The sequence below is a fragment of the Dolichospermum sp. UHCC 0406 genome, assembly GCF_009712025.1.
In the GTDB taxonomy this organism is placed as follows: Bacteria; Cyanobacteriota; Cyanobacteriia; order Cyanobacteriales; family Nostocaceae; genus Dolichospermum; species Dolichospermum lemmermannii.
Genome location: NZ_VILA01000026.1, coordinates 344,664 through 359,228, shown reverse-complemented (window position 1 = coordinate 359,228; position 14,565 = coordinate 344,664). Strand labels below are relative to the sequence as shown.

Sequence of the window (14,565 nt, the reverse complement as noted above, 5' to 3'; positions counted from 1 at the left end):
TAGTAATTCGATACCAACTAAGGAAACACGAACCCAAGCGTCAATTACGATACCTTTGTCAAGGATTCTATCAATAACTTCTGCCAAGCTGGAGGAAGAATTGGTCTTTTCAACTGCCATTTTTTTAATTCCTTGTTATTTGTTGTCGGAAATTTGGGAAATGAGGAGAATAACTATAAATATGAGTCATGGTTATTCTCTAACTTGGGAACTTGCTTAATTAAATTAAGCAGGTACTGCTGCTGATTGGGTTAAACCAACTGCTTCAGCATACTTCAAGTAGGTTTCAACGGAAGCGATAACGATCCGAGCTTCGATTGCTAGTAATTCGATACCAACTAAGGAAACACGAACCCAAGCGTCAATTACGATACCTTTGTCAAGGATTCTATCAATAACTTCTGCCAAGCTGGAGGAAGAATTGGTCTTTTCAACTGCCATTTTTTTAATTCCTTGTTATTTGTTGTCGGAAACTTGGGAAATGAGGAGAATAACTATAAATATGAGTCATGGTTATTCTCCTACTTGGGAACTTGCTTAATTAAATTAAGCAGGTACTGCTGCTGATTGGGTTAAACCAACTGCTTCAGCATACTTCAAGTAGGTTTCAACGGAAGCGATAACGATCCGAGCTTCGATTGCTAGTAATTCGATACCAACTAAGGAAACACGAACCCAAGCGTCAATTACGATACCTTTGTCAAGGATTCTATCAATAACTTCTGCCAAGCTGGAGGAAGAATTGGTTTTTTCAACTGCCATTTTTTTAATTCCTTGTTGTTAGTTTTATGACTATCGATTAAGTAATTGCTTAACCCTTAAACAAACTATCATCTAATTTTTATGATGTAAAGTAAAATTCAGTCAAGAAATGTAAAGTTTATGAGTCACAGAAAATGAGGGAAAAATGAAATTAAGTGAAAATATACATCATGCTAAATCATCAATACGTACAAAATCTGGATAGCATAATATTTTTCAAACTTAGAGACCGCTAAGAAAGTTACACAGTAATGAATTTATAGAATAACGCTTGTTTATTGCATATGATTATTATTATTATTATTATTTAATATCCGTAAAATTATTACTGTGTAAGGGTTTCATGTATAACATTTAACGCCACTCTAGGATCTATTAGCAAATCCTAAGTGGTAAAATTATCCATTAAAAATTACCTTGAAATATCTAAAAAGCACATTATATATTTTGTCTATATGACTACTATTGTATTTTTTCTATGATTATCATTATATTTTCCGTATGATTACTATTGTATTTTTCCTATGATTACTATTGTATTTTTCATAGCATACGTGGCCATACAAAACTAAGTATTTTAGCGTGATCAGATGGAATCTTGAATGCATAAAATCTTTGATAATGGTGCTTTGGAATGTCGCTAACACACCCTACGTATCCTTTCCTTTTAAAGATCAAACTGGATCTTTATATATACAGCCTAAATTACGTGAACTTTTACAAATTGTTTTAATGAAAAAAAGCTACACAAATAAGTATTAATACTTAATAATAGACGGGCAGGAAAAAACGCAGTATCTTATGTAACGAAAAGTAAACTAGTTCGTGATGGCTACTCCAATCAAATTCCTATAGATATAAGTAATGAGACAAAATTAATTACACAAATATTTGGACTGAAATCCTTAATGGACTGAAATCCTTAATGGACAAAGGATTGGTAAATAAATAATAGTAATTAATTCTATCCAGGTACTTACCTCATCCATCTTGAAACCTAAAGTGAAGTTTTTGTCAGTTTAAAACCTCTTCCCTCAATCCCCTCTCCTTAGGTAAGGGGAGGGTAGGTTTTGCTAAAGCAAAAACGGGGTGGGGTAATTCGATAAACTACAGGTTTCATCTTGAACGTGGTTTAAATTAAAATGGCCTGTGAATTTTATTTTTTTCAGAAATTATGTCTACAGAAGGGACTCCTGTTAATATTCCACAGACAGCTTTAGCCGCTTTGGTGGATGTTTTTGTGCAGCAAGGTCATCCACGTCAATATGCTGAAGCGATGGCGACTTCAATCATTTTTCAGACTGATTTAGATTTACGGAATGCTCAGATTGCCAATCTCTTAGGCTGGCTGAAACAGGAGCATAATGATATCTATCCCTCAGCCTTAGATGTAATTGGCAAAACTTCCGAAGAATTTGAACGTCGAGTTCAAGAAGGTTAAGTGTCTAGACTCGATTTGGTGAATTTCAAAAAATAGGGTCAAAAATTAGCTGTTTCAGCTAATTTTTTCCTCAAAGGTTTCCCACTTACCAGGTATTCTTATGACTAATTTCAAAATTATTTCTCCTCTATCTGCGATACCTACTACCAGCGAAGCTATCGCTCAACAAACCCGTCAAGCTGCTAGTAAGCTGGCAGTTCTCTCCTCTGAGGCCAAAAATCAAACTATTGAAGCGATCGCTCAAGCTTTAGAATTGGCAAAAGATGATATTCTGCAAGCAAACCTGGCTGATTGTCACGCAGCAACAGCGGCAGGAATCGCTAAACCCCTTTATAAACGGTTGCAGTTAGATGAACATAAATTAAGGGATGCGATCGCTGGTGTGCGAGATGTTGGTAAACTAGAAGATCCTATTGGTAAAGTCCAAATTCATCGAGAAATTGACACTGGTTTAATTCTCAAACGCATTACCTGTCCTTTAGGCGTTTTAGGCATCATTTTTGAAGCCCGTCCCGAAGCCGCAATTCAAATAGTTTCCTTAGCAATTAAATCCGGTAATGGTGTCATTCTCAAAGGTGGTAAAGAAGCAATACATTCTTGTACAGCCATAGTTAAAGCCATTAAACAAGGATTATCTCACACAGCAGTTAATCCTGATGTGGTGCAATTGTTAACCACGAGAGAAGAAATATTAGAACTTTTGCAATTAGATAAATATGTAGATTTAATTATTCCCAGAGGTTCTAATGCTTTTGTGAAATTTGTCCAAGATAATACCCGCATTCCCGTATTAGGTCATGCTGATGGCATTTGTCATCTTTATGTAGATCAAGCCGCTGATATTGCCAAAGCTATTAGTATTACTGTAGATTCTAAAATTCAATATCCCGCTGCTTGTAATGCCATTGAAACTTTGCTAGTTCATAGTAGCATTGCTGCCGAATTTCTCCCCCAAGTTGCCACAGCTTTACAAGCACAAAATGTAGAATTAAAAGGTGATGAACGGACTATACAAATTTTATCTGATATTGCCACAGCGACAGAAATAGACTGGCAAACAGAATACAGCGATTTAATTTTAGCTATTAAAATTGTTGATTCTTTAAATGAAGCAATATCCCATATTGAAAATTATGGTTCTCGGCACACAGAAGCAATCATTACTGAAGATATTACAGCCGCAGAAACATTTCAAGGCTTAGTTAATGCAGCGGGAGTTTATCATAATTGTTCTACTCGTTTTGCTGATGGTTTCCGTTATGGATTTGGTGCTGAAGTGGGAATTAGTACCCAACAAATGCCACCTCGTGGACCTGTTGGTTTAGAAGGTTTAATCACATATAAATATCAAATGTCTGGGAATGGACATATTGTCAAAAGCTACACAGGTGCAAATGCAAAATCATTTAGTCACCGTGATTTGTAATCATATTATTAATCTCGTTCCCAGTCTCTGACTGGGAATGCTGAATTGCGGCTCTGCCGCTAGTGATAGAGGAGGCAGAGCCTCATAGCTGGCATTCCTAGTCGGAGTACAAGGAAATATATTTGACGGGAGGCAGAGCCTCATAGCTGGCATTCCTAGCCGGAGTCTAGGAACGAGGGAAAGTCTTTAAACTAAGGCTTTTAATAAAGCTTGTAGTTTAAGTTGCACTTCGGCAAATTCCTTTTGAGGATCTGAACCAGCAACAATACCCGCACCTGCATACAGTCTGGCATAATTACCATCAATTAAAGCCGAACGAATCCCCACAATAAATTCACAATTTCCTTCTCCGTCTACCCAACCTAAAGGGGCTGCATATAAACCCCTTTCAAAACTTTCATAACGGCGAATTTCTGCACAAGCAATATCTCGTGCTGCCCCGGCAACTGCTGGAGTAGGATGCAGTTTAGCAACGATTTGTAAAGGGTGAATATTATTGGGAACTACTGCACTAATTGGTGTCCATAAATGTTGGATATTAGATAATTGTCGCAGTCTGGGGGCTAAAACTTGGGGGAATAAACCCAGTTGAGATAAATGTTGAGTAATAAAATCTAGAACCAGTTTATGTTCGTGTTTTTCTTTGGTACTATTAACTAAATTGTTAGCATTTGTAGCATCTTCTGTGGGTGTTTTTCCCCTCGGTGCAGAACCTGCCAAAGCATCAGTAATTAACTGTCGTTTGTGAATACTAATTAATCGTTCTGGACTAGCACCAATAAAGTTTTGTCCTTGACCATTACTGGTGGAAAATACATTGCAATTAGGATGTATTTGGCGGAGATTATTTAAAGATTGTAATAAGTTAAAATCATGATTAGCACTGACATCTAAGATATCAGCTAAAACAATTTTTCTTAACTGGTTAGCATGAATTATTTCTAAAACTGAGGAAACAGAAGTTTTAAATTTTTCACCGTTATTAGTGATTTTTTTATATAAGTTTAAGGGAAATTTATCAATATTTAGAGAATGGGTATGCAAAGATCTAATAATTTCTAAATGGCGTTGTAAATTATCCAATATTCTGCTAATCTTAATCCTAGAATTGATAATTGTATTCATTACTAATGTGCAGCGATTATTTTTTAAAGCTATTTGCCAACAAGGTAGGAAAACCGTAGCAGAAGGAAATGGACAATCTACTTTTTTATGCTGATCAAAAAAACTGAAAGTACAAAAAAATCGAGGTAGGGAAAAAGTCTGATTTTCGTGAGAAATAGGAATTATATTTTTCAGACAATTTTTAATAAATTCTTCTGATTCTGTAAACCTATCTTTACCAGAAATTTCTATTTTATCTAAAGTATCAATTGCTGCTATTGCTTCACCATTACTTTTATTTTCAAAATAAAAGTTTATGGTATTTTTCTGATTAAATTGATCAAAAACCAGCAAAGGATCAACTAAGCCAATTTCTAGGGGAATACTCACAATTTTACTATAATTATGGCGACGGCAATTTTCCTGAATCTCTAATAGTAATTGATTAAGGTATTTGTAGTCTACAAAGGTGTGGCTGCGACATGGTGAAATTGTCATGGATGTATAAGTTAATTTTTATTAAGTTATCTTCCTAAAATGTAATAAATCATGGTGGTATTTTTATAGGTAACGTAATTCAGTCACCATTAACCAGCATAAACTTAGCCTGATTATGGGGTTTATCCTGTTTTGGCGGCAAGATAGCGGGTTTCATGGCAGGATATTCGCCTATAATCATAAAACTAGCATTTTTTGGTAATTTATTGATTGTACCGATAAGTGATCAACAATCCTAAATCTAAAATAGCTAGTACCGCAGTGCGGAATTAAAAATTAAAAATTAAAAATTAAAAAAGCAGATTACACAAGCTTTTGTCAAATTTTTAATGGTTGATTAACTTACGCCGTTGTGTACTAGTCAAGTATCATGCAAAATTATAAAATTTAACTGATAACCAAAGTTCTGGTAATTTAATTAATCACAACTGATGACTTCAACTCAGATTTCACCACCTCAAGCTAAACTATGGATGGCGGCTATTAAACCGCCAATGTACAGTGTTGCTATTATGCCAATTTGGGTAGGTTCGGCGGTAGCATTTAGGGAAATAAAGATTTTTAATTCCATAATATTCTCCTTGTTTATTGCTGCGGCAATTTTGATTTTAGCTTGGGAAAATATTAGTAATGATGTCTTTGATGCCGAAACAGGAATTGATCAGAATAAACATCATTCATTGGTGAATTTAACTGGTAACAAAACCTTAATGTTTTGGATAGGAAACCTGTGTTTAGGTTTGGGTTTGTTGGGAATAATAGCGATCGCTATTTTGCAAAAAGACCCCACAGTTATTGCTATAATCCTCTTATGCTGCTGTTTGGGCTATATGTACCAAGGTCCCCCTTTCCGTCTAGGATACCAAGGTTTAGGGGAAATTCTCTGCTTTTTTGCCTTTGGTCCTTTGGGTATGAGTGCGGCTTATTATAGTCAAACTCAAACCTGGTCTATGACCAATTTAGCAGCTTCGGTAATTTTGGGCATTGTTACCAGTTTAGTGTTATTTTGTTCCCATTTTCATCAAGTTGTAGATGACATAGCCGCAGGAAAGAAATCTCCTATTGTGCGTCTAGGAACTCACACTGGTGCAAAGGTTTTAGTGGGTTTTACTGCGAGTATTTATCCTCTAATTTTGTTATTTGTGATTTTGAATATTTTCCCAATTTGGACATTACTTAGTTTTCTGAGTTTACCTTTTGCGGTGAAATTATGTCGTCATGTTTTAGAAAATCACAACCAACCAGACAAAGTAAGTAATTCTAAATTCATCGCTATCAGAGTTCAGTTTGTGAGTTGCTTATTTTTGGGTTTAGGATTTATGTTTGGTTAAGTTACATTAAGAATAAACGAACCACAGAGGCACAGAGGACACAGAGGAATGAGAGTTTGAATGTTTTTTATTTGGAAGTCCTTCATGGTTTATCAATTTTCCTTCCGTTACTTTAGTCAAAAATTCACAAATCCCATTATTACTAATCATGGGGTTTGGGAAACCCGCGAATGTATCATTATTCGCTTGATTGATGCAAAAAATAATGTTAGTTGGGGGGAGATTTCTCCCATTTCTTGGTTTGGTTCAGAAACTATCAAACAAGCTTTAGATTTTTGTTATCAACTTCCAAAAGCAATTACTCAAGAGATAATTTTAGCGATTCCAGATAATTTACCAGCCTGTCAATTTGCTTTTGAATCTGCTTTGGTTATGGAAAAAGCTACTAATTTTAATCTCACCTACAGCGGCTTATTATCAGCGGGAAAATTAGCTTTAAATCAATGGGGTAATTTATGGGAACAAGGATATAAAACATTTAAATGGAAAATTGCTGTTGATGATATAAATCAAGAATTAGAAATATTTGATTTACTAATTTCTAGTTTACCAATATCAGCAAAATTACGTTTAGATGCTAATGGGGGACTTACTTATCAAGAAGCTGAATTATGGTTACAAAAATGTGATCAATTCTTACCGAAAATTGAATTTATCGAACAACCTTTACCTGTAGATAAATTTACAGAAATGCAAGAATTAAGTAATTCATATTTTACAACAATAGCCTTAGATGAATCTATCGCCAATCTTCACCAATTAGAATTATGTTTTCAGAAAGGTTGGCGGGAAATTTTTGTGATTAAACCGGGAATAGTCGGTTCACCATTTCGGTTAAGGGAGTTTTGGAAAAAACATCAAATTGATGTTGTATTTTCATCGGTATTTGAAACCGAAATTGGGAGACAAGCTGCATTACAATTAGCAGCAGAATTATCTGGTAATAACCGCGCTGTTGGTTTTGGAATTAACCACTTTTTTCAACTACAAGAATCAAACTGGCTAGAAAGTCTATGGAAAACCTTTTAGATAATATACAAAATTATGATTGGCTAATTTGTGATCATAGTCAAGAATTACCACAAATAGCCACAGAATTATATTTAAAATTAACTCAGTTATCAACCCCAAAAATTATTATTGCAGAAAGATCACCAGTGAGATTTTTAGCCAGTTTTATTGCAGCTTGTGCGGCTAAATGTCCGGTTTTTCTCTGTAACCCAGATTGGAGTCAAGCTGAATGGGAACAAGTCTTTAATTTAGTGCAACCAGATATAGTTTTAGGAATAGATTATCACTTTTCAAAATCACCAATTATCAATTATGAATTACCAATTACTAATACTATCATGATTCCTACGGGTGGTTCATCAGGAAAGATAAAATTTGCTATTCATACATGGGAAACATTAACTACTTCAGTGCAAGGATTTACAGAATATTTTTCCATAAATGTAGTTAATTCATTTTGTATATTGCCATTGTATCATGTGAGTGGATTAATGCAATTTATGCGTTCCTTCACAACAGGAGGTAAATTAGTAATTACCTCATCTAAAAAATTAGAAACTTCTCAAATACCCAATATTAACCCAGCCGATTTCTTTATATCTTTAGTTCCCACCCAATTACAAAAACTTCTCCAAAATCCCGAATTAACCCAATGGCTATCAAAATTTTCTACAGTTCTGTTAGGAGGTGCGCCACCGTGGGATGAACTATTAGAAAAAGCGAGATATCATCAAATTAGATTAGCACCTACCTATGGAATGACAGAAACCGCTTCTCAAATAGCAACTCTCAAACCGGATGAATTTTTACAAGGTAAATTTAATAGTGGAAAAGTCCTACCCCATGTTAAAATTATCATTGACAATCCACCGGGAAATATAAATATTCAAAGTCAATCTTTAGCATTAGGTTATTATCCCCAAATCTGGGAAAATAGAAATAACTTTATAGTTGATGATCTTGGTTTTTTAGATCATCAAGGCTACTTACATATTATTGGCAGGAATAGCGACAAAATCATTACAGGTGGGGAAAATGTTTACCCAACAGAAATTGAATCAGCGATTAGAAGAACTCAAATGGTAATTGATGTTTGTGTAATTGGTATAGCTGATAAATATTGGGGACAAGCATTAACAGCCATTTATATTCCCAAAGATCAAAATATTTCTTACCTAGAAATTCAAACCCAAATAAAAAATCAACTGAGTAAATTCAAAATTCCCAAACATTGGATTTCCCTACCAAACCTACCCCGTAACGCCCAAGGTAAAATCAACCGTCAACAACTCCAACAAATCGCCGAAGATTTTCTAATCAGATCCCCGACTTCTTTAAGAAGTCGGGGATCTATATCCTCTATATCCTGAAATCACATAACCTCCTCCCTCGACCTTCTTCTCTCTGCGCCCTCTGCGTCTCTGTGGTTCGTTTCTAACCAATTATTCATATAATTTGGTAATTCCTGCTTAATTTTACTACTGGCATCAATACAAACGTGCCTAGTAATTGCCTTAGCAACCATTACTTCATCTCCTGTCATTTCATAGGTAATTTCAAACTTATCCGAACCTATTTTTTCCGGTAACAAACTAATCACTAAATTGTCACCACAATACATAGGACGAAAAAAATCTACATTAGCATGAACAATAGGAAAACCTACAGATGGATTAGTAAAAAATGATTTAAGATTAATACCAGAAGCTGCTAATGAAACCTCATAAGCTTCATGACAAATTCTGAAAATATTGGCGAAATAAACGACTCCAGCCGCATCAGTATCTTGAAATCGGACAGTGTAGTAATATGTAAAAGCCATGTTGAAAATTTCCTCAATTCAAATTTACTATCACACATCATTTTATTTCATATTAACTATTAATAATTAATAAAAACCAACCTATGGTTATTCGATATCTTTTGTAACAGCAAGTTTTTTATGCAATAATCACTAATGCAGTGTGATTTTGCACAATTGTTTTTTCAGCAACATAATACAACAATAATTACAGCAAATAGTTGACTATGAATATGATACAGCTTGGTTCATTGGTGCATTCTCAGACAAATAATTTAGGAGTAGCAAAGGTAATTGATATATCTGATACAAAAGCAACAGTTGAGTATTTCTGTTCTGTTAGTCAACGCATATCCGAAACTTTCCTATTAAATGCCCTATCTCAAACCAAGCTACAACGTCAAACTCGATGCTATATCTGGCTAGAAAGCCAAGCTGTCTGGATAATAGGTAGAGTCTGGGCTTGGGATGAAGAAATTGAAGAATATGAAGTTCACTTACCTGATAAAAAAGTGATTTTTGTCAGCGAAGAGGAAATTTATGTGCGCTGCAATATTCCTCAAGCAAACCCCATGGAAACTTTGTCCATCAAAGCTCATGAAACACCCTACTTTTATGATAGACGATTGACCTTTGTGCAAGCCCTGATTTCCCAACGTGCTGTTTGTCGCGGAATGACAGGACTAATATCTGCAAATATTCAGCTTTATCCTCATCAAGTTGAAGTTGTGCGGCGGGTGCTAGAAGACCCTATACAACGCTATTTGTTAGCAGATGAGGTGGGACTGGGAAAAACCATTGAAGCTGGTGTAATTCTGCGCCAATACCTGTTAGATGAACCAAAAGGGCGGGCAGTAATTATAGTTCCCCAATATTTAGTGGCGCAATGGCGACAAGAATTAGAACAAAAATTTTATCTTTCCCATTTTCCTAAGCGAGTAGCCATCATTACTATTGATGAACTTCAGAAAATTAATCCCAGAGTAAAAGTTGATTTTGTGATTATAGATGAAGCTCATCATATTGCAGCTTTGGCAAATTCTCAAAATTCTGGAGAACGTCAAATATTTGAACTTTGTAAACATATTGCCCATAAAAGCGATCGCTTACTTTTATTATCTGCAACTCCTGTACTCAGTAATGAGAGAGATTTTTTGGCAATGTTACATCTACTTGATCCTGACACCTATCACCTCAATGATTTAGTTGGGTTTCGCGCCAGAGTGGAAAATCGTCAACAGATTGGTAAACTTCTTTTCTCTTTTAAAGAAGGTGTAAATCCTTTTGTGATCAAATCTAATATTAAGCTGCTGCGTAGCCTATTTGCAGAAGATAAATATTTATTAAGTTTGGCGAATGATTTGGAAAATTGTTTACAAACAAAAGCCACGGAAACAGATGCAATTATTCAGTCTATTCGCATCCATATCAGCGAAACCTATCGTTTACATCGGCGAATGTTACGTAACCGTCGGGCTTCGGTAGAAGATGTTATTTTTGACAGAAATATTGTTCCTCAAGAAGAATATGATTTAGACGAGCGAGCAATTGATATTCACGAACTTCTTGATCAATGGCGTTCTCTTGCACCTCATCAACAGGAATATCAGCGGATTTATCTACTATTTTTCCTAGCATCTGGGACTTGGTTAGGAATCTTAGAACAGGTAATTACAGCACGTCAAGGTAATAAGAACCAGTTACAAAAACTTGTGCAGGAGTTTGGAGAAAAAGATATCAATATCTTGATGCAAACACAAAAGTTTGCAGGTGAAGAGGAGATTTTAACATCCTTACTGAAAACGATTCAACAACGTGCAGAAGAAGGAGAAAGGATCGATCATTTACAAACAATGCTGTTAAATCAGTTGGGTATTTATTTCAAACTACCGCCATCTGTGCGTCGAAATAAGCAAGATCTACTCACAAAAATACAGCAGAGAATTCGTAGGCCTGTTTCTGATGATATTCTCCCTAAATTTGTTATCTTTACAAGTTTTGGACAAACCTGCACAGAAATTGTCCGCTATTTAATTCAGACCTTTGGAGAAACAGCAGTAGTTAGTCATCAAATTGGGGAATCAAGAGCAAAGCTAGAGAAGAATTTAACTGATTTCCAGAATAACCCAAATTGCTTTATTCTTGTATGCGATCGCTCTGGGGAAGAAGGACATAATCTCCAGTTTGCAGACTGGTTAATTCACTTTGATATTCCCTTATCAACTAACCGTTTAGAACAAAGAATCGGCAGACTTGATCGCATTGGGAGTAAAATCAATTTCCAATCTTGTGTATTTCTGGGTATTTATTCAGAAGATAGTCCTCATAATGCTTGGTTTCAACTATTAAAAAATGGTTTTAATATCTTTCAGCAATCAATTGCGAGTTTGCAGTTTTATATAGATAAAAAACTGCCAGAATTAGAAACAACCTTGTTTGAATTGAGTGCTGCGGGAATATTAGCAATGGTTGAGCCACTCCAGGAACAAATCCAAGGAGAACTATTGAAGATTAATGAACAATATGCAATTGATGAAATTGATGCCCTTGATGATAATGCAACAGAATATTTTCAAACATTAGATGATGATGATGCTTGTCATCAACGAATGCAGCAAGCAACTGAAGCTTGGATTTGCCAAACCATCAACTTTCGGCGGAGTTTAGATGTGAATAAAGAAGGAGTAATTAGCTATTATCCTGATAAAAATACCTTGATATCATTAGATGAACTAAAAACTCATTTCGCAGCTTGTACAAATAATATCGGCACTTTCAACCGCAGAGTTGCTAACAGAAATACCCAAGTTAATCTTTATCGAATTGGTGAAAGATTTATTGACTCCCTATCATCTTATATTCATTGGGATGATCGAGGACAATGCTTTGCAATGTGGAGATTTGCACCATCTTGGGATGCTAGTCCAGGGAGGGAATGGTTTGGTTTTCAATTCAACTATGTCATCGAAACCAACTTAGCCAAATGTGTTAAAAACCCCGCTCAATTAAAAACCATCCAAAGATTAGCAGACGGACTATTTGCACCCAGTTTAGAAACCATATTTATTGATGCTCGTCATGAACCTATGAGCATTGTCGAAGACGTAGAACTACTGGAAATATTACAAACTCCTTATCAAGCTAAAGGTAGTCCCTATCGAGATTACAACTTAGCTAAAAATCGCCTATCTATTCTTGATGATTTTGTTGAATCTAGTCAATGGGCTGATTTTTGTTGTCGTGCTAGTAATTCCAGTTTAAATCTCTTATCTCAACGTCCAGATTTTCAAGAATTGTGCGAAAAAAGTGCTAAACGTGCCGAAGAAAAGCTTGGTAAAAGATTAGAACAACTTCGTTTAAGGATTAATAGATTTAATCAAGAACAGCAAATTAATGATCCACTATTACAGCAAGAACTTTTGCAAGAAACAGCATTAAACCAAGAAATTATTGCCGGAATTAGACAACCACATATTCGCTTAGATTCTGTGGGTTTTATCATTGTTTCTGGACAAAATTTACAGCTAAATCAGGAAGGTGAATAATGACAGATTGATTTGTGATAACTTAAATACTCCATTGGTTAATAACCCTTTTCTGTCACTCTCCGAGTATAATGAATAAAAGGATCAGCAAATAAAACTCTACAAGGCAGGTGGAGCAATGGATGTAGAATTACAAATCTTAAAGCATTTGGCAAGAGATGCCCAGCCAACAGTGAGAGTTATAGATGAATATTGTGCAGAGTATAAGAACCTTTACTGCTTGGATTTAATCAGCTTATTGATGCAATGAATGGATTTCTTCCCTTTTATTCTTCTGGATAATTTAGTTCATTTACTACTTGTTTAATTCGGAGAGTGACAGAAGAGGGTTAGTCAGTCTTTCGCAATTCTCAATCTAAAATGCTATAATCTTTCAGCGATCGCCTTAGGAGCTTGGCAAACCTAAATTTTGTAAATATTCCTAATTGGCACACTTTCCGGTTAGGATAGTATATCCGTTCTATTAAAACTCCCGTCCCAGTAATTTTGAAAAATCCTATACTTAGAGGCAAGAATGGCAGCTAATACCGAGACTTCTGGCAAGCAAAAAGCGTTAAATATCGTCCTGGGACAAATTGAGCGCAGCTTCGGGAAAGGAGCAATTATGCGCCTGGGTGATGCCACCCGCATGAAGGTAGAAACAATATCCACCGGGGCGCTCACCCTAGATTTAGCTTTAGGTGGTGGTTTACCTAAAGGACGGGTAATCGAAATCTACGGACCAGAAAGTTCTGGGAAAACTACCGTCGCCCTTCATGCCCTCGCAGAAGTGCAGCGAAATGGCGGTATTGCCGCATTTGTAGATGCTGAACACGCCCTAGATCCTACCTATGCCGCTGCGTTGGGTGTAGATATTGACAACTTACTTGTTTCCCAACCAGACAATGGCGAATCAGCATTAGAAATAGTTGACCAACTTGTGCGTTCTGCGGCTGTTGATATTGTTGTTATTGACTCCGTTGCCGCTTTAGTTCCCCGCGCTGAAATTGAAGGGGATATGGGGGATATTCACGTAGGTTTACAAGCTCGGTTAATGAGTCAAGCCCTACGGAAAATTACTGGTAATATTGGTAAATCTGGATGCACAGTTATTTTTATTAACCAGTTGCGGCAAAAAATCGGTGTCACCTATGGTAGTCCAGAAACTACAACGGGTGGTAATGCGCTGAAATTTTACGCTTCCGTGCGCTTGGATATTCGCAGAATTCAAACTTTAAAAAAAGGAACTGATGAATTTGGCAACCGGGTCAAAGTCAAAGTAGCGAAAAATAAAGTTGCACCACCTTTTAGAATTGCCGAATTTGACATTATCTTTGGCAAAGGAGTTTCTACCATTGGTTGTTTAGTGGATATAGCCGAAGAAACTGGTGTTCTTCTTCGCAAAGGTGCTTGGTATAGCTACAGTGGTGAAAATATTTCCCAAGGTCGAGATAACGCGATTAAATATTTAGAAGAAAAACCCGAATTTGCGGCCAAAGTTAAGGAACAAGTTCTGGAAAAACTCGATAAGGGTGCGGTAGTTTCTGCTAATTCTGTAGTTCAACCTCATGACGTTGAAGAGGAAGAAGAAACTGATTTAGAAGAAGAATAAACATAGGAGAATTCAGGAGTCAGGAGAAAAAGTAGAGACGTTCCATGGAACATCT

12 protein-coding genes are annotated in these 14,565 nt (G+C 35.9%); 7 read left to right on the top strand and 5 right to left on the bottom strand.

The features are described 5' to 3' along the window. The 3 genes from gvpJ to gvpA (FJR09_RS21885) all read right to left on the bottom strand — a co-directional run. The coding region (gene gvpJ / locus FJR09_RS21895) for a gas vesicle protein GvpJ (RefSeq protein ID WP_174783364.1) at positions 1 to 120 on the bottom strand (120 nt) is incomplete at its 3' end. Between the two features lie 105 nt (positions 121 to 225). After that, positions 226 to 441 (bottom strand): gas vesicle structural protein GvpA, encoded by a 216-nt coding sequence (gene gvpA, locus FJR09_RS21890; RefSeq protein WP_015080752.1) that lies wholly within the window; start codon positions 439 to 441, stop codon positions 226 to 228. 105 nt (positions 442 to 546) lie between these two features. Further along, positions 547 to 762: a gas vesicle structural protein GvpA gene (gene gvpA / locus FJR09_RS21885; protein ID WP_015080752.1), complete on the bottom strand. Its 216-nt coding sequence runs from the start codon at positions 760 to 762 to the stop codon at positions 547 to 549. A gap of 1,174 nt (positions 763 to 1,936) precedes the next feature. Here gvpA (FJR09_RS21885) and FJR09_RS21880 point away from each other — a divergent pair. Next, positions 1,937 to 2,203: a hypothetical protein gene (locus FJR09_RS21880; protein WP_015080750.1), complete on the top strand. Its 267-nt coding sequence runs from the start codon at positions 1,937 to 1,939 to the stop codon at positions 2,201 to 2,203. Positions 2,204 to 2,303: 100 nt separating this feature from the next. Continuing rightward, entirely contained in the window at positions 2,304 to 3,629 is a 1,326-nt protein-coding gene (locus tag FJR09_RS21875; RefSeq protein ID WP_168632872.1) for a glutamate-5-semialdehyde dehydrogenase, read from the top strand. A gap of 186 nt (positions 3,630 to 3,815) precedes the next feature. Here the strand turns inward: FJR09_RS21875 and FJR09_RS21870 are convergent, their stop codons facing one another. Further along, entirely contained in the window at positions 3,816 to 5,231 is a 1,416-nt protein-coding gene (locus FJR09_RS21870) for an isochorismate synthase MenF (protein WP_168632873.1), read from the bottom strand. Positions 5,232 to 5,662: 431 nt separating this feature from the next. Between FJR09_RS21870 and menA the strand changes: the two genes are divergently transcribed. The 3 genes from menA (at position 5,663) to FJR09_RS21855 (ending at position 8,943) form a co-directional block, all read left to right on the top strand. Next, positions 5,663 to 6,562: a 2-carboxy-1,4-naphthoquinone phytyltransferase gene (gene menA / locus FJR09_RS21865; RefSeq protein ID WP_015080747.1), complete on the top strand. Its 900-nt coding sequence runs from the start codon at positions 5,663 to 5,665 to the stop codon at positions 6,560 to 6,562. 84 nt (positions 6,563 to 6,646) lie between these two features. Further along, on the top strand, positions 6,647 to 7,591 hold the full coding sequence (locus FJR09_RS21860) for an o-succinylbenzoate synthase (protein ID WP_168632875.1): 945 nt from the start codon (positions 6,647 to 6,649) through the stop codon (positions 7,589 to 7,591). Further along, entirely contained in the window at positions 7,576 to 8,943 is a 1,368-nt protein-coding gene (locus FJR09_RS21855) for a 2-succinylbenzoate--CoA ligase (protein WP_015080745.1), read from the top strand. The genes FJR09_RS21860 and FJR09_RS21855 overlap by 16 nt, the downstream gene beginning before the upstream one ends. 2 nt (positions 8,944 to 8,945) lie before the next feature. Here FJR09_RS21855 and FJR09_RS21850 read toward each other — a convergent pair whose 3' ends face one another. Continuing rightward, complete coding sequence (locus FJR09_RS21850; protein WP_015080744.1) at positions 8,946 to 9,395, bottom strand: thioesterase family protein; 450 nt, start codon at positions 9,393 to 9,395, stop codon at positions 8,946 to 8,948. A gap of 206 nt (positions 9,396 to 9,601) precedes the next feature. Here FJR09_RS21850 and dpdE point away from each other — a divergent pair, with 206 nt between their 5' ends. Continuing rightward, the gene (gene dpdE / locus FJR09_RS21845) at positions 9,602 to 12,919 is read left to right on the top strand and encodes a protein DpdE (RefSeq protein WP_371416387.1); all 3,318 of its coding nucleotides are present in this window, start codon (positions 9,602 to 9,604) and stop codon (positions 12,917 to 12,919) included. Positions 12,920 to 13,433: 514 nt separating this feature from the next. After that, positions 13,434 to 14,510 (top strand): recombinase RecA, encoded by a 1,077-nt coding sequence (recA, locus tag FJR09_RS21840; protein WP_168632878.1) that lies wholly within the window; start codon positions 13,434 to 13,436, stop codon positions 14,508 to 14,510. Positions 14,511 to 14,565 lie beyond the last annotated feature (55 nt).

Bases quoted from the DNA above. Each gene is read 5' to 3' on its own strand.
- FJR09_RS21880 (WP_015080750.1), top strand. From the start codon at position 1,937: ATGTCTACAGAAGGGACTCCTGTTAATATTCCACAGACAGCTTTAGCC.
- menA (WP_015080747.1), top strand. From the start codon at position 5,663: ATGACTTCAACTCAGATTTCACCACCTCAAGCTAAACTATGGATGGCG.
- FJR09_RS21855 (WP_015080745.1), top strand. From the start codon at position 7,576: ATGGAAAACCTTTTAGATAATATACAAAATTATGATTGGCTAATTTGT.
- dpdE (WP_371416387.1), top strand. From the start codon at position 9,602: ATGAATATGATACAGCTTGGTTCATTGGTGCATTCTCAGACAAATAAT.
- FJR09_RS21875 (WP_168632872.1), top strand. From the start codon at position 2,304: ATGACTAATTTCAAAATTATTTCTCCTCTATCTGCGATACCTACTACC.
- FJR09_RS21850 (WP_015080744.1), bottom strand. From the start codon at position 9,395: ATGGCTTTTACATATTACTACACTGTCCGATTTCAAGATACTGATGCG.
- recA (WP_168632878.1), top strand. From the start codon at position 13,434: ATGGCAGCTAATACCGAGACTTCTGGCAAGCAAAAAGCGTTAAATATC.
- gvpA (WP_015080752.1), bottom strand. From the start codon at position 762: ATGGCAGTTGAAAAAACCAATTCTTCCTCCAGCTTGGCAGAAGTTATT.
- FJR09_RS21870 (WP_168632873.1), bottom strand. From the start codon at position 5,231: ATGACAATTTCACCATGTCGCAGCCACACCTTTGTAGACTACAAATAC.
- FJR09_RS21860 (WP_168632875.1), top strand. From the start codon at position 6,647: ATGGTTTATCAATTTTCCTTCCGTTACTTTAGTCAAAAATTCACAAAT.
- gvpA (WP_015080752.1), bottom strand. From the start codon at position 441: ATGGCAGTTGAAAAGACCAATTCTTCCTCCAGCTTGGCAGAAGTTATT.